We start from the raw sequence: 14,727 nt of genomic DNA, 5'->3' as shown, positions 1-14,727 counted from the left end.
GGTCCTGCGCTGATCCACAGCATGGGTGCGTCCTTCCCATAAGCGACCGTTGTGAGCTTGTCGGTCTCCGAGGTAAAGAGCTTTGCGTAGCCGAGCGCGTTCAGTGCCTCATCGTAGAAATGCACTGCCGCTCGATAGTCGGACATGGTTACGGAGATATGATCGATCACGTTGTCAGCCTAAAGTAACGTTGATGTGGAGTAGTCGCCTAGATCTGGCCGAGTAGCCGAATCGCAGCAATTCATTAGTCGCGCGCATTGGCGGACATGTGCGTCAGTGCGTATGGAGACACCCCCTCCCGCACCGCGTTCTGCGTGGCAAACGAGGTGAGAAGCAGCACAATACCCACTAGGGCAGGCACGGAATCCTTCAACTTCCCCGCGCCTATATGGGCGATTGCTGCGAGCCCCAGGTGGTAGAGGACTCCCGCATAGGCGAGATCGCTGAGCGGAACGCTAAAGCGCCAGAGAATCACCATCGGTGCCGCCACTTTGATGACCACCATGAGCGGGACAAGGTAAGGCGCCGCGTAACCGAGCCGCGCCTGGGCCTCACGCACAAAGACCGGCTTCACCAAGTACAAGGCAGCCGATGAGAAGTAGAGGGCGCTCAGTAGCGCGGTACTAGTCCAATAGATGATTGRGGTTGACATAGGTCACGTCGGATCGCTGGGGTATGCTCAGCATCCGAGACAACATCAGTCATCGCAAGTAGGATGAATTCGTCATGCCTAGTATTAAAAACAATACCAATGCAGATGAAGTGAACATGCACGAGGAAATGCGCCGCGCCTTCGCCCTTCTCTCTGGCAAATGGAAGCTGGAAATAATGTGGCATCTTAATCAGCGCGTGTATCGGTTTGGCGAGCTTAGAAAGGCGATCCCAGGCGTCACGCAGCACATGCTAACCGCTCAGCTTCGGGAGCTGGAAGACGACGGGTTAGTAACCCGCACAGTCTTCGCGGAGATACCGCCCCGTGTGGAATACGCAATGACGGACAAGGCTCGCGGACTAGGTCCAACGATGGAGGCGTTGATGGCATGGTGGGCTGAGTATGGGAAAAGCATCCCCCCAAGGCCGACGGGGAGAGGCCGCAGGCCAAACGGCCAATCTGCCACCTAGCCGCCTCGATATGACGCACATGATCTATTTCTCCGCCGATCAAGATGACGCGACCTCCCTGAAGATCTATCGCGGCATGACCTCTCAGCAGTGGAAAACTCGTCAAGGCATTGCGCGAAAAGGCACGGAACGCGAGGCACAGTTCCATGCGGGAGATACGGAAATCTCTGCGGGATCCACTGACGTCTACGTCACAAGCTGCATTCGGAATGCTCTGACCTTCACGGCGATTGACTCCTCCCGCTACAAGCAGAGCTGGTTGAGTTTCACCAGCGACAGGACCGTTGCTACGTTCTTCGCGCTGAATGAACTAGACGAGTCCGACTCAGACGGCGGAGTGGTTATCGAGACGACCTTGGCAGCGCTTCGTGAACTTGGGATCGCTTACGCTCAGAACGACCTCCGAGTCCTGTGGGAGCAAGAGATCAGTGTCGACCTCTTCGATCATCCATTCTTCCCGGAATCTGCCATTGCCCAAGTGCACCACGTCCCTTACACGGAGCTTTGGCGCGCGGCGGTAGCGCTCCAAAGTCGCTGGGGAGGAACCGGGGCCTACACACGGCACACTTACACCATCTAAGTGGCCGGGGATGCACTCTTCCGCGTGCATGGGCCGTTCGTCCGACACCGAAGATCGTTCTGGCGCCCTCCAATCAGATGGAAAAGCCACGCGGTGCCACTTGGGAGCCGGGTTGCCGTCCCCTCGACTGCACCCTGCCCGTCCTAAGCCAAGCCTTCATCGGTTCTTTTACCCTAGGGTTGGTCACCGCTGGCGGCCGACGTGGCTCCAGCGCTTCCTTGACTCGCTCCAGCTCCCTCGTTCCGGCCTCGGCCAAGCGGCGGGCCTGCTGCAGCTGCTCAGGTGTCGGCGGCAGGCCTGGCATCGGCGGCGGCGGCGTCGGCGTGCTGTCCAACAGCCTGGCTACCGCTTCCCGCAGCTTCAGCTCGGGGTAGAGCCTGGCCGCGCACCACCGCTCGGCGTAGCGCTTGCCTTGCGCGCTGCTGGCCGCCCTTACGTCCTTGGTATCCCACACCTTCCGGGCATCAAGGTGCACCCGAACACCGCTGTCCTTTGCCGGCGTGACATGGGCGATCTGCCGGCCGCTCCACCACAGCACCCAGCCCTCCCCCATCTGGACCCAGCCAGAGGGTGGCGGTGCGGCGCGAATGCCTTGGTAGCCGTGAGAGGGAAGCATGGCGGAAAGGATACGACCGGGCGTCTCAAAGGCTGCGAAGGGCCGCCCTACGTCTCTGAACCGTTCGGACTCACGCGGCCACTCATTACTTCATGCCCGGCACGGACCCAAGCCAGTTGTCCATCTGCCTGCTCTCGTGCGCCGCCATCTGCTGCGCGAAAATCCTTGCAGCCTCTATGGACTGGGCAAGGATCTCCTCGAATGAAGGACCCTCCTGCCGGGAAATAACTTGCGCGGCCGCTGCCGCATAAATGTGGGCGACCAAACCATGGTCGGGGTGGCTCGCATTGCTCATAACCATCTCCTTGGCAGCCCCGGCCAATCCAGGGCCAGTCCGCATCCTATCAGGGTCAATCGGGTCCTGATTCGTACGCCCACGGAGTACAGTGTCGACGAGTTCGCAGACCGTATCGGTTAGTCTCTCGCCACTTCAACACCTCCCCGGCTACCCATGTGGCCGGGCGCATGGTCAGGCGTATCGGAAAGTCTGGGCGACATGCCACCGTCTGCAGGACGGATCGAGGTGTCAGCCCAAGGAGCTCCCCCACAGCACTCGCGTTTATTGCCCTGAGCTCAAATGGCACTAGGCTGTTGCCCTCGTTCATGACCGCGCCCTTGGATGAGGTGGTGGCTTTCAGCCTAGCTCACGACGTTACCCCTATCGCCCACTACAAATTAGGACTCGAACACGCTGCGCTGCAACGCATTTGAGATCACAGGCGTAGTCAACGACCAGGGACGGAGCTCTCCTGCGGCCCACTCGTCAGCCGCCAAGGATCGTTCCGGCGCCCTCAAAAACCATCACGGAATGCCATCTCATCCGTGCTTGTGCGCTTTATCAGCCTCTGACTCTTGCCCACCGTAGTAATCATCCAAAGTTCCGCCTTTGGAAATGAACTCATAAAGATCCACATTTGCCACAACGGAACCAGCCTCTGAAACAATTTCATTTGTAAAATCAGGCGCGGCTTCCCACCGACTAAACTCGAAATCTTCTACAACCAGCCCATTAGCATCCGCCCAGTCAACGACCAAACTTGACAAACTCGGATTGGTAACCAGCAGCGCAGCAAGGTGGCTGCGGTCAACCGGCTCTTTTGGGCCGAGACCTGTACCCAAAAGCTTGCGGGCGTGGCTATCGCTTAGGCATCCAGCCAAAGCCTTGAGACGTTCCAGCTCCTTCATAGATGACTCCTGGTAGTTCAAATGGTGCGTTGGCGAGTACAGGTGCTTACGCTAAGTCGGGATTTCATCTTGGCGATTCAAAGTTCGCACAATCTCCACGCGATTTACCAACATCAGGCGCGGCCTTCCAGCTCTATCTGATTCGTACTCACCACTTACTCTCACCGTCTCACCGAATAGGGCTTTGTCCATTGCGGGCAGTACGCACCGCAAGCTACCGACACCAGAAACACCTCGTAGGTGCATTCTATTTTTGTCTAGATCGGCCTCACGGACCTCTCCAACGAAGGCCCCGGCCTTCCTATTTACGAGCAGCGGATGATTGATTGCCTCTCGCAATACGACGCGCTCGCGCTGCGAAAGTGTCCCCTTAGCCGCGCCGGGCGAAGTGACATCCAGAGTGTGGATGCCTTGCCTACCCGTTGGCGAAAGGCGAAGCAAAGCAGCAAGAACCGCGTCACGCTCTGCAGCATCTGGAATCATCTCCCCAATTTCGGGCTTCATGCTTTCATCGCCAATTGCCGTGGTAGCTTCCGGTAGCCCACGAAAGGTCGAACGAAGCTTTACAAACATTGGCTCATCGCTTGCCGGAATCATATCTGGGGGAGGAGACTCAAGTGCAATCCCGAGATAGAGGCTCCCGGGCGCCATACCGGTTAGGCGCAGATCAAGAGCTCTGCCTAACTGTTTCGCATTGCGATCTGAGAGATCAAACATTTCGCCAGACAGTTTTCGGAGAGCCGCCTCTGTTGCGCGCGACAGCCAGTTAAACGCGGATAGCGCGGGCGCGTTCGTCCGCACACCTGGTCCCTCGGCGTGAAACACCAGGTCGGAAGTCTCAAGCAAGTGATCCAAGGGCAGGCTGGTCCGCACAAGATCCAGTAGCGCGCCTTCGATTCCGTCAACCAATTGCGCGGGCGTTGCTTCAATCCCGTACTTGACCGACGCTTGCGCCATAGACGCCATGTTTTCCAAGTGGGCGCGCAGAAACGCTTGTGTAAGGGTGCGCTCACTCATAGTTGGACCCTCAAAATGCCTTTTGGGTGCTTGCTGTCGATTTGGAATTCTGCAGCTGCTTTCGACCCTGCGTACTGGAAGAATGCTGCGAAGTCGTTAGCAATCTCGGGATGTCGCGGGTACGCATCTACCTTGTAGGCGGCCTTCAACTTCGAATTACGCAGGTATAGAGAAACCGCCATTGGCATAGCGACTGCCTCCGGAAGGTCGGAAAAATCAACCACAACGTCAATGTCCGATGGGTGGTCTTTACGCCGCGTGAAGCTACCGTCGATCCAGATCGGAACGGGCGTATGCGGCTCAACTTCATCTGCCAAGAACTGGAGGAAGCCTTTCCACAACTCGCGCCGATGTGGCGTAGTAGCGAAAACCTCTTCTGCCTCAGCCAAAGTGCATTCCCACACTCCGGGTGGCAGCAAGCCAATGTCGTCCAGCGCCGGAATCACGCCCTGATCCTTCGTGCATCCATTCTGCACTCTCCGTCTTGTGATCTGTCCTTCGATCCAGTCGTCACGCCATAAGGGCCGCGCGAGGATCCCCTGTTGGGGGATGATCCTAACCGGCAAACTACAGTCCGCCAATCAGGAATTCGCTCCCATATCGGGCATTCAGCACTAATAGCGCCCTCCGACTAGGTACCCTGCGCTAATTCGCAAAATTGCCTACCCTGAGACGATTGAAGCATATCGACATAGTCCACCCAACGGTTGGATCCTCAAGACGCCAACCAGTCCCAGGCGTAGACCCACCCCTCCATGGAGCAATCCCGCATCACCATGGCGGACACGGCGACAAAGGCTACGGACCGTATAGAGCATTGCGTTCGTCATGCTTGGGCGATGCGTTCGCAATGCGTTCGCATGGCGGATGCTGCTAGGCTCCCCTCTGAACGCCAAGGATCCGGCCATGCTTAGAGTGCCATTCGTCGCCTTAGCCGTCCTCCCCCTGCTAGGTTCCTGCGCTAAACAGCCAGAGACTTGGACGGCCTTCGTCTACCCGCCCGGGACGTCCTTGGCCGCTGAAGATGCCTCCAAGGCGATCTACGGCCACTACGAGTCCTTCGAGCAGTGCCAAGCCGCCTCTATTGGCGCTCTGCGGCAATTGGCCTTCCAGCATCAATCCGAGGACTTCGGCAGCTATGAGTGTGGCGTCGGCTGCCGATACGAAAAGGAGTGGGACATGTACGTCTGCAAGGAGACCCGGAAGTAGGTCTAGTTCAGCGAGTGCTGATCTATGACCGAGTGGAACATGTCCACCTCAGCCACCCACCGGCCGTTGCTGAAACAGCTAACCAAGCCACACTGGCAGTGTCCGCCCGTCCAGGCAGGGCAGCGCCCGTCGTGCAGGTCGTAGGCCTTCCAGGGTTCGCCGATAGCGTTCTTGGCCACCTCCGCCCTGCCCTCAAAGTCCTCCGGCAGGCACTGCCGCTCAGCGGCAAACACCACGTAGGTCATACCATCCCAAGCCTCTTGGGATCTATCTCTTTCTACGGTAGAGATTGGCGTTTGATCATCAACCATGGCCGCCCTCCGGCTCGGAGTCTGGCGTCATAGCCACAAGTTGCACAGTGATGGCCTGGACGGGCACCGAATCAGGATCCACCCCGACGGACTGGACCGGCTTGCCGTAGCCACGATCTAGCAGCGCCTCACTGGACGCCTTAGCCAGAGCAGGATTGTCGGCTCGCATGATGGCTACCAGCTTCTCAATGGCCTCCTGGCCGTACTCTCGCGCCAGCCTTCGAACCTCAAAATCCACTTTGGGCCGGCCACTCGGGTTGTCCGATTGTCCTGGCTTGAATGCCATAGCTGTCACCTATTGTTTTCAGTTGTTACCAATGTGAGCCCATGCCTACGAAAGGCCTTGTCCGCAACATCCAAGCCCACCTCCTCGACATGTCGCAGGAGGAAGCTGGCGGCCATCTCGGTGATGTCCAGGCCCCCCAGGTAGACACGTTGCCCCGCATTGGCTCGGAGCGTCACTGCAGCGATGCCCTTCACGGCTGCGGGAGATAGAGACAACGACATAGCCACTCCCTACGTTCAGCCACAAGCATGCGCAGCCTGGGCGGCGCTTCGTACAGAATCGGGTTGTTCGTCATCCCTGCGAATGCCGGCTTGACCTCCTCGTCAGTCTGCTGAGGACTCGCAACCGACTACTGCGGCATATGCGCATATTTGTGGATCCAGCGATCTGCTACTCAAGGTGATGATGTAGCTAGCTGTCGAGCAATAGCTGGTGGCCATGAAGCATCAAGAGAAGCGCTGAAATTCTTTCGGCTATTTTTTCACCGGCACAAAAAAGGCACCTGGGCCGACGCCTAAGTGCCTGATTCGTTGGTGGGCCCACCAGGATTCGAACCTGGAACCAAGGGATTATGAGTCCCCTGCTCTAACCGTTGAGCTATAGGCCCTGCGCAGCGTCACAGTGTAGTGGAGCACGGCCGGAGTCGGCTACTCAGTCGGCAGTAGCGAGTACCTCAGCAACACGCTGCAACCGTCGCTCCGCCATCCCGGCCAACCGCCCCATCTCCTGCAGATGCGCCTGGAACAGCGCCACTGCCCTCATGGCCCCCTCCAGCCCCTTCTGATTGGCGTTACCGAAGCCTTCGATCAATCCTGCGCCAGACTGCGTCAGCAGCGCGAACGTCGCGCGCCTAGCAAACCCCAGCCGATCCTCCCGTTCGTCCTGCATCACTTCATTCCAATCCAGGAGGGGCGGGAAGTCACACGTATCTGCACGGACCCGGTCGCCAGCGCTCCTGACGGCTATCGCTTTCTGTCTCATCTTGGATCTCCTACGATTCGTCGAACCTTCTACGCCTCCTGTTGAGAGAGGCGGCCGGGTGCTTCAACACGGTCGTAGGGCCGCCCGCAGTTTTTCCCCTTACGGGGTCTTGCATGGCTGCGCGCCACCCGGCCAGAAACCTTTCGGCTCGCTTGGGTGGCGAGTGATGCGGCTTGACCCTCGATTGCCTGCTGTCAGGCAGACAGCCCTCCTACGACGGTGTGTTGAGCACCTGCGGGGACTGTGTGGAAGAGAAGGTAGTGGCTTCAATTGTTGTATGCGACAGGGCATGCGGGAGCCATGGCGACTCAAAAGGCTCGACGCACTGGGGCAATTGAGGATTGAGCTGACCAGCTTCTGCCCGTCGCACGGAGTCGCGCGCTATTGCTCAACAATGCTCAAGCCGGTTGCGTCAAAAGGCGCGAGTTTTGGCGGTTGGAGACGACGGAGAATTGGCCAAAGCGTCATCGCGGGAGAGCAGCCGAGCATGGGCTCGGCTCTACAGAAGGCACCCTCGCCATCCGGCCCCCACCCCAAAGAAAAACCCCGCCGAAGCGGGGTTTCTCTCGACAGAAGCAGTTGCCGAGCATGGCTCGGCACTACCTGGAAATCAATCGATATCCAGGAAGCTGCGCAGCTGCTCCGAACGGCTCGGGTGACGCAGCTTGCGCAGGGCCTTCGCTTCGATCTGGCGGATGCGCTCGCGGGTCACGTCGAACTGCTTGCCGACTTCCTCAAGGGTGTGGTCGGTGTTCATGTCGATGCCGAAGCGCATGCGCAGCACCTTGGCTTCCCTCGGGGTGAGGCCGGCCAGCACGTCGCGCACGGTTTCAGACAGGTTGATGTTGGTGGTGTTCTCGATCGGGGACTCCACGTTGGTGTCCTCGATGAAGTCGCCCAGATGSGAATCCTCGTCGTCGCCGATCGGGGTTTCCATCGAGATCGGCTCCTTGGCGATCTTCATCACCTTGCGGATCTTGTCTTCCGGCATGTCCATTTCCTTGGCCAGCTCCTCCGGCGTAGCCTCACGGCCGTACTGCTGGAGCATCTGGCGGGAAATGCGGTTCAACTTGTTGATCGTTTCGATCATGTGCACCGGAATACGGATGGTGCGCGCCTGGTCGGCGATCGAACGGGTGATGGCCTGGCGGATCCACCAGGTCGCATACGTGGAGAACTTGTAGCCGCGGCGGTACTCGAACTTGTCCACGGCCTTCATCAGGCCGATGTTGCCTTCCTGGATCAGGTCGAGGAACTGCAGGCCGCGGTTGGTGTACTTCTTGGCGATGGAGATCACCAGGCGCAGGTTGGCCTCGACCATTTCCTTCTTGGCCTTGCGCGCCTTGGCTTCGCCGTAGGCCATGGCACGGCTGAGTTCCTTCAGCTCGTCCAGGTCCAGCAGGGTGACCTTCTCGATGTCGATGGTGGCCTGCTGCTCGGACACGATCTGGTCCTTCACTTCACGCAGCGCCGAAGACCACTTCTGCTTGCGCTTCAGTGCGTCTTCCACCCACTCCAGGTTGGTCTGGTTGCCTTCCCAGGAACGGATGAAGTCCTTGCGCGGCATGCGGGCAGTGACGGTGGCCAGGTTCAGCACGCGGCGCTCGTGGGCCTTGACGCTGCCCATGGTGTCGCGCAGCTGCTTGGTCAGCACGTCGGTCAGCGGCAGCGGCAGCTTCAGGGTGACGAACACCGCCGACATCTCCTCGCGGAGCTTCAGCAGGTTCTTCTTGTCGCCCTTGGCAACGGCCTTCTTGAAGGCGTTGAGGGCATCGCCCAGCGCCTGCATACGCGCGGCGACTTCCTCCGGATCCGGACCGGTCGGCGCGGCTTCTTCATCGCCGCCGTCGACATCGTCCTCTTCCTCGTCGGCGTCGGCATCGGCGTCGTCCGCGTCATCGGCCACGGCAGCAGCCGGGGCCGGCACTTCCTCGGACAGGTCATTGAAGCCGACGATCACTTCGGCAAGGCGCTTGCGGCCTTCCTTGTGCGCTTCGTAATCGGTCAGCAGCGACTCGACCGACACCGGGAACTGGCCGAGTGCGGCCTGGACCTGGGACAGGCCTTCTTCGATGCGCTTGGCAATGGCGATTTCGCCTTCGCGGGTCAGCAGCTCGACGGTACCCATTTCGCGCATGTACATGCGCACCGGGTCGGTGGTACGGCCACCTTCGGTGTCGAGCGCGCTCAGCGCGGCGGCAGCTTCTTCGGCTGCGGTGTCGTCGACCTCACGGTTGCCCGTGTTGCCGTCGTTGAGAAGCAGGGTTTCCACATCCGGAGCAACTTCATGGACATCAATGCCCATGCCGTTGATCATGCCGATGATGTCTTCGATCTGTTCCGGGTCGACCATGTCGTCCGGCAGATGGTCATTGACTTCGGCATAGGTCAGGTAGCCCTGTTCCAGGCCCTTGCTGATCAGTTGCTTGATTTCGGATTGGGCAGGACGTTCGTTGGCCATGTAGTGCTCGCGCCACCGGCTAGGGGGAAATAGGGAACGTAGCATTATACCAGCCCGGGGCCCGGCCTGCCGGGCGGTGGTCCCGGTGGGCTAGGGCCTGAGGAGGAAGGTCACGGGACCGTCGTTGACCAGGCTGACGACCATATGGGCACCGAAGCGGCCCGTTTCCACCCCCGGCGCGTGATTTTCACGACAGATGTCGACAAATCGATTGAACCCGCGTTCAGCCTCCTGCGGCGGTGCCGCGCTGGTGAAGCTCGGCCGCATGCCGGAACGGGTATCCGCGGCCAGGGTGAACTGGCTGACCAGCAGCAGGCCGCCGCCGGTATCACGCAGCGAGCGGTTCATTTTGCCGGCCTCATCTGCAAACACACGGTAGCCGAGCACGCGTTCGGCCATCCGTTGCAGCTGGGCCTCGGTATCGCCCGGCTCCATGCCGACCAGGGCCAGCAGGCCGGGGCCGATCTGCCCTACCGCTTCACCTTCCACATGCACGGCAGCCTGGCTGACACGTTGAATCAGGACGAGCATCGGCGGGCTTCCAGGCAAGGGCCGGCCACGATAGCAGCGCCCTTGGCTAAACTGGGGCCGATGAATCCACACCGCAAAGCCCGGCTGGTCTACCGCGCCACCACCCTGTTCGCCCGCCTGCCCTGGCCACTGCTGCGCGGGTTCGCGCGCGCCCTGGCCTGGACGTGGGTGCGCCTTGATGCCCGCGAGAGCCGCGTCACCCGCCGCAACCTGGAACTGGCCTACCCCGAGCTGGACGCGCCGGCGCGCGACCGCCTGCAGCGTGAACTGCTGCGCTCCACTGCCCTGCAGGCCATCGAGACCCTGCGCCTGTGGAGCCGGACGCCCGAAGACAACCTGCGCCTGCACCTGAAGGAGCGCCACGGCCAGGCCCTGTACGACGCGGCCCTGGCCAGCGGCAAGGGCGTGATCGTGGCGGCCCCGCACTACGGCAACTGGGAGCTGCTGAACCAGTGGCTGGCTTCGCGCGGCCAGATCGCCATCGTCTACAAGCCGCCGGAGGACGAGGCCAGCGATGCCTTCCTGCAGATCGTGCGCGGCGGCGACAACGTGCAGCAGGTGCGTGCCGAAGGCCCGGCCGTGCGCCAGCTGTTCAAGGTGCTCAAGGACGGCGGTGCCACCGGCATCCTGCCCGACCAGCAGCCCAAGGCCGGCGACGGGGTGTTCGTGCCGTTCTTCGGCGTGCAGGCACTGACCATGACCCTGGTCAACCGCCTGGCCGAGCGCACCGGCGCGACCGTGCTGTATGGCTGGTGCGAGCGCATCGGCCCGGACATGGAATTTGCCCTGCACATCGAGCCGACCGACCCGGCCGTGGCCGATCCGGACCCGCACGTGGCGGCCACCGCGCTCAACGCGGGCATCGAACGCATCGCCCGCCGCGACCCGGCGCAGTACCAGTGGACCTACAAGCGCTATACGCTGCGGCCACCGGGCAGCGGCGAAGAAGACCCGTACGCGACCGACGAGCATCCGCACTGAAAGCCGCTCCACCCGGCCTGCGACACACCGCCGCAGCACGTTGAATACGACGCTGGCGCCCCCATAGAGACACCGATGTCCGCCTCCCCCGGTCCTGCCATGTCTGCTTCCTCCCTGTTCGGTGATCCGGCAGCGATCCGCTGCGAGCGCGCGGTCGCCGAACTGCGCGCCGGTCGCCCGGTCCTGCTCCACGATGGCCAGGGCCAGCGCCTGGCGGTGATCGCGCTGGACAGCGCCACTGCCAGCAGCTTTGCCGCCTTCGCCAGCGCCGCGCGCGAGCGCCATTACCTGTATCTGACCGCCACCCGCGCCCGCGTGCTCGGCGTGGAGGCGCCCGAGGGCGCGCGCCTGCCACTGGCTGGCGTTGCGTTCGATGCCCTGCCCTCGTTGGGCTACCTGCGCGAACCCGGACCGATGCCCGCAGCCTGGAGCGCAGGCGATGCGTTCGATGCCGGCGCGGTGGAACTGGCCCGGCTGGGCCTGCTGTTGCCGGCGATGGTGGCCGTACGCTTGGACGCAGACGACGCCACGTTCGATGGCGCGGCCGAGGTTGCCCTGTGCGATCTGGCCGAAGGCGCTGCGCACGCCGCACATGATTACGAACTGGTGGCGCGTTCTCCGGTGCCGCTGCGCGACGTCGGCATGACCACCTTCGCGGTGTTCCGCGGTGGCGTCGCCCAGCGCGACCAGGTTGCGATCATCGTCGGCGAACCGGACCTGTCCGCAGTGGTGCCGGTGCGCGTGCATTCGTCCTGCCTCACCGGCGACCTGTTCGGTTCACTCAAGTGCGACTGCGGCGACCAGCTGCGGCGCGGCCTGCGCAAACTGAAAGAACTGGGCGGCGGCGTGCTGTTGTACCTGGACCAGGAAGGCCGCGGTACCGGCATCGCCGCGAAGATGCGCGCCTACGGTTACCAGCATGACGGCCTGGATACCATCGACGCCGATGCGCAGCTGGGCTTCGGCGCCGACGAGCGCCGCTATGGCAGCGCGGTGGCGATGCTGCGCGGGCTGGGTGTATCCCGTGTTGCCCTGCTCAGCAACAACCCGACCAAGGCACAGCGCCTGCGCAATGCCGGCATCGAAGTGCTGGACTGCATTCCGGTCACCGGCGAGATCACCGCCGAGAACGAGCACTACCTGCGCACCAAGGCCGACCGCGCCGGCCATCTGCTGGATGTCGACGCGCTGATCCAGGCCGCCCAGTAACGCGGGCGACCTGCTAACGTCTGCGCGGTGCGGCCATCACCGCGCCTGCCCGCCCTGCTGCCCGACGGACGCCCGCGTGACCGAACTTCCTTTGCCTGTTGCTGCCACCGAAATGCCCCTCGACCACTGGCACCCCCTGCCGCGGCGCGCTGCCCGGTTGGCGGCACTGGAGGGCGCCTTCGGCGGTCTGTTCATCCCCGGCGCACCGCTGGTCGCCCTCTGGTGGTTCTTCGATCTTCCGGGTGGTCTGTGGGCGGCGATGCTGGGCCTGCTGGTCGGCCTCACCTTCGGTGGCTGGATCGGTCATCGCCGCATGACCCGCACCCGCTGGCGGCTGGACGCGCAGGGTCTGGGCCTGCGCCGCGACCTGATGTGGCAGCTGGAGACCCGCATCCCCATTTCGCGCGTGCAGCACCTGGACCTGCGTCGCGGGCCTCTGGAGCGGCGTGCAGGCCTGGCCACGCTGATCGTGCACACCGCCGGCACCCGCCTGAGTGCGGTCACCGTCAGCGGCCTGGACGAAGCCGATGCCGAGCGCCTGCGTGACACCCTGGCCCATCAGCTCGACCAGGACGCCGACGCCCTGTGAGCCTGCCACCGCCCCTGCCGCCGTCGCTGCCCAGCGGTGGCGAAGAGCATCGACTGCACCCGTGGTCGTGGCTGTTCGTACTGCTTATGCAGCTGCGCCACTATTTCCTGCCACTGGTCGCGTTGCTGGTGTTCGGCCAACGCGGCGACCGCGATCCGATGTGGGCACAGTTGATCCCGTTGACCGCCATCGCCGCGCTGGTGCTGGTGTCGGTGCTGCAGTACCTCAGCTACCGCTATCGCATCGGCAACGATGCGATCACCGTGCGCAGCGGCCTGCTGGCGCGCAACCGGCGCGAGATTCCCTTCGCCCGCATCCACAACGTGGAAGTGCGGCAGAACCCGTTGCACCGGTTGTTCGGGGTTGCCGAACTGCGCCTGGAATCGGCCGGCGGGGTGCGTCCGGAAGCGGAGATGCGCGTGCTGCGGCTGGACCAGGCGTTGGCCCTGGAACAACTGGTGCGCCAGCGTGGACAGGCGCCCCAGCCAACGCCGGGCGACGCGCCGGCTGCCGGTGTCGTGCCATCCGACGACGAGCAGGTACTGCTGCGCCTGTCGAGCTGGGATGTGCTGCGCATGGGCTTGCTGTCCAACCGTGGCTGGGCGCTGGCGATCGCCGCCTTCGGCGTCCTGTTCCAGACCGTACCGCGCCAGACGATGGACGATGCCATCCAGCGCGGCGGGCGCGAGGCCTTCGGCTACGCCAGCCATCTGCATGCCGGGGTGACCGGTGGGCTGGTGCTGTTGGCGGCCGCGTTGCTGCTGGGCTGGCTGTTGTTGCGGGTGCTGTCGGTGGTGTTGACGCTGCTGCGCTATCACGGCTTCACCCTCAGTGAGCGCGAGCGGCGCCTGACCGTCTCCACCGGCCTGCTCAGCCGCACCCGCAGCAGCGTCGCGCGCCGCCGCATCCAGGCATGGACGCTGGGCGAGAGCACCCTGCAGCGCTGGTTCGGGTTGCGCCAGCTGCGTATCGACAGCGCCGCCGGTGGCCCCGCGCGCGACGACGACCGCGCGCTGCGCGAACTTGCTCCTCTGGCTGGCGCGGGCACCTGCGACGACCTGGTGCGCCATCTGCTGCCACAGCTGCAATGGCCACCACAGCAGTGGCAGCCGATACCGCAACGCGGTTGGTGGCGATTGTCGTTGTCCACCCTGCTGACGGTGCCGTTGCTGACCGCCGCGCTGTACTGGCGCTGGGGCCTGCCGGCCTTGGCACTGCTGGCCTGGCTGCCGGTCAGCCTGTTGATCGCGCACCGGCAGATGGCACGGATGGGCTGGCACCTGGATGGCCAGTTCGTGGCGGTGCGCGGTGGCTGGTGGAAGCGCTGGTGGCGCTGGGCCGAGCTGGACAAGGTGCAGGGCCTGCGCCTGCAGCGTTCGCCGCTGGACAAGCTGCTGGGTACGGCCAGCCTGCAGCTGGACACCGCCGGTGCGCATGGCGATGTGGCACTGGCGCTGCGCTATCTGCCGCAGGCGCGCGCGCATGCGTTGATGGAAGAACTGGCGACGGCGCTGGCGCGGCGCAAGCTGCGCTGGTAGCGCGGCCGATCGTTGACCGCCCATCCACGCATGGCGTGGATCTACTACTGCACGCGCTGCTCTACGGTAGTGCCGGCCGCTGGCCGGCAAACGCAGGCATTCCGGTGGTTG

At 62.7% G+C, this 14,727-nt stretch carries 16 protein-coding genes and 1 tRNA gene; 6 read left to right on the top strand and 11 right to left on the bottom strand.

The annotated features are described in order from the left end of the window. Window positions 1–244 precede the first annotated feature (244 nt). A complete protein-coding gene (locus AB4Y84_RS02145) occupies window positions 245–574 on the bottom strand; it encodes a hypothetical protein (protein ID WP_442249718.1) in 330 nt (109 codons plus the stop codon). 152 nt (window positions 575–726) lie between these two features. Here AB4Y84_RS02145 and AB4Y84_RS02140 point away from each other — a divergent pair, with 152 nt between their 5' ends. Both AB4Y84_RS02140 and AB4Y84_RS02135 read left to right on the top strand, forming a co-directional pair. Beyond that, window positions 727–1,122: a winged helix-turn-helix transcriptional regulator gene (locus AB4Y84_RS02140; protein WP_180165451.1), complete on the top strand. Its 396-nt coding sequence runs from the start codon at window positions 727–729 to the stop codon at window positions 1,120–1,122. 19 nt (window positions 1,123–1,141) lie between these two features. Next, a complete protein-coding gene (locus AB4Y84_RS02135; RefSeq protein ID WP_152543234.1) occupies window positions 1,142–1,702 on the top strand; it encodes a hypothetical protein in 561 nt (186 codons plus the stop codon). A gap of 73 nt (window positions 1,703–1,775) precedes the next feature. Here the strand turns inward: AB4Y84_RS02135 and AB4Y84_RS02130 are convergent, their stop codons facing one another. From AB4Y84_RS02130 to dtd, 10 genes are all read right to left on the bottom strand, one after another. Beyond that, on the bottom strand, window positions 1,776–2,318 hold the full coding sequence (locus AB4Y84_RS02130; RefSeq protein WP_442244516.1) for a hypothetical protein: 543 nt from the start codon (window positions 2,316–2,318) through the stop codon (window positions 1,776–1,778). An 85-nt stretch (window positions 2,319–2,403) separates the two neighbouring features. Continuing rightward, window positions 2,404–2,613 carry a hypothetical protein gene (locus tag AB4Y84_RS02125; RefSeq protein ID WP_442244515.1) on the bottom strand — a complete coding sequence of 70 codons (210 nt, stop codon included), beginning with the start codon at window positions 2,611–2,613 and terminating at the stop codon, window positions 2,404–2,406. A gap of 521 nt (window positions 2,614–3,134) precedes the next feature. Continuing rightward, window positions 3,135–3,503 (bottom strand): hypothetical protein, encoded by a 369-nt coding sequence (locus AB4Y84_RS02120; RefSeq protein ID WP_442244514.1) that lies wholly within the window; start codon window positions 3,501–3,503, stop codon window positions 3,135–3,137. A 51-nt stretch (window positions 3,504–3,554) separates the two neighbouring features. After that, the gene (locus AB4Y84_RS02115) at window positions 3,555–4,520 is read right to left on the bottom strand and encodes a hypothetical protein (RefSeq protein ID WP_442244513.1); all 966 of its coding nucleotides are present in this window, start codon (window positions 4,518–4,520) and stop codon (window positions 3,555–3,557) included. Continuing rightward, window positions 4,517–4,966: a DUF6932 family protein gene (locus tag AB4Y84_RS02110; protein ID WP_442244512.1), complete on the bottom strand. Its 450-nt coding sequence runs from the start codon at window positions 4,964–4,966 to the stop codon at window positions 4,517–4,519. Before AB4Y84_RS02110 ends, AB4Y84_RS02115 begins: the two co-directional genes overlap by 4 nt. 1,066 nt (window positions 4,967–6,032) lie before the next feature. Then, window positions 6,033–6,326: a hypothetical protein gene (locus AB4Y84_RS02105; protein ID WP_442244511.1), complete on the bottom strand. Its 294-nt coding sequence runs from the start codon at window positions 6,324–6,326 to the stop codon at window positions 6,033–6,035. Between the two features lie 531 nt (window positions 6,327–6,857). After that, a tRNA-Ile gene (locus AB4Y84_RS02100) sits at window positions 6,858–6,933 on the bottom strand. Between the two features lie 44 nt (window positions 6,934–6,977). Then, window positions 6,978–7,307: a hypothetical protein gene (locus tag AB4Y84_RS02095; protein ID WP_442244510.1), complete on the bottom strand. Its 330-nt coding sequence runs from the start codon at window positions 7,305–7,307 to the stop codon at window positions 6,978–6,980. A gap of 610 nt (window positions 7,308–7,917) precedes the next feature. Then, window positions 7,918–9,768 (bottom strand): RNA polymerase sigma factor RpoD, encoded by a 1,851-nt coding sequence (gene rpoD, locus AB4Y84_RS02090; RefSeq protein ID WP_312111186.1) that lies wholly within the window; start codon window positions 9,766–9,768, stop codon window positions 7,918–7,920. 90 nt (window positions 9,769–9,858) lie between these two features. Beyond that, on the bottom strand, window positions 9,859–10,299 hold the full coding sequence (dtd, locus tag AB4Y84_RS02085; protein WP_312705771.1) for a D-aminoacyl-tRNA deacylase: 441 nt from the start codon (window positions 10,297–10,299) through the stop codon (window positions 9,859–9,861). A gap of 60 nt (window positions 10,300–10,359) precedes the next feature. On the opposite strand from dtd, the gene AB4Y84_RS02080 reads away from it, so the two are divergent. From AB4Y84_RS02080 to AB4Y84_RS02065, 4 genes are all read left to right on the top strand, one after another. Further along, a complete protein-coding gene (locus AB4Y84_RS02080) occupies window positions 10,360–11,280 on the top strand; it encodes a lauroyl acyltransferase (RefSeq protein WP_442244509.1) in 921 nt (306 codons plus the stop codon). A 75-nt stretch (window positions 11,281–11,355) separates the two neighbouring features. Further along, on the top strand, window positions 11,356–12,489 hold the full coding sequence (gene ribA, locus AB4Y84_RS02075) for a GTP cyclohydrolase II RibA (protein WP_105164716.1): 1,134 nt from the start codon (window positions 11,356–11,358) through the stop codon (window positions 12,487–12,489). Window positions 12,490–12,601: 112 nt separating this feature from the next. After that, window positions 12,602–13,078: a PH domain-containing protein gene (locus AB4Y84_RS02070; protein ID WP_442244529.1), complete on the top strand. Its 477-nt coding sequence runs from the start codon at window positions 12,602–12,604 to the stop codon at window positions 13,076–13,078. Further along, window positions 13,075–14,616: a PH domain-containing protein gene (locus AB4Y84_RS02065; RefSeq protein ID WP_442249717.1), complete on the top strand. Its 1,542-nt coding sequence runs from the start codon at window positions 13,075–13,077 to the stop codon at window positions 14,614–14,616. The genes AB4Y84_RS02070 and AB4Y84_RS02065 overlap by 4 nt, the downstream gene beginning before the upstream one ends. Window positions 14,617–14,727 lie beyond the last annotated feature (111 nt).

Origin of the sequence: Stenotrophomonas sp. 2YAF22, from assembly GCF_052114665.1 — a bacterium.
GTDB classification, from domain to species: Bacteria; Pseudomonadota; Gammaproteobacteria; order Xanthomonadales; family Xanthomonadaceae; genus Stenotrophomonas; species Stenotrophomonas indicatrix.
The sequence above is the reverse complement of the archived record's forward strand: the minus strand, read 5'-3'. Positions and strand labels throughout refer to the sequence as shown.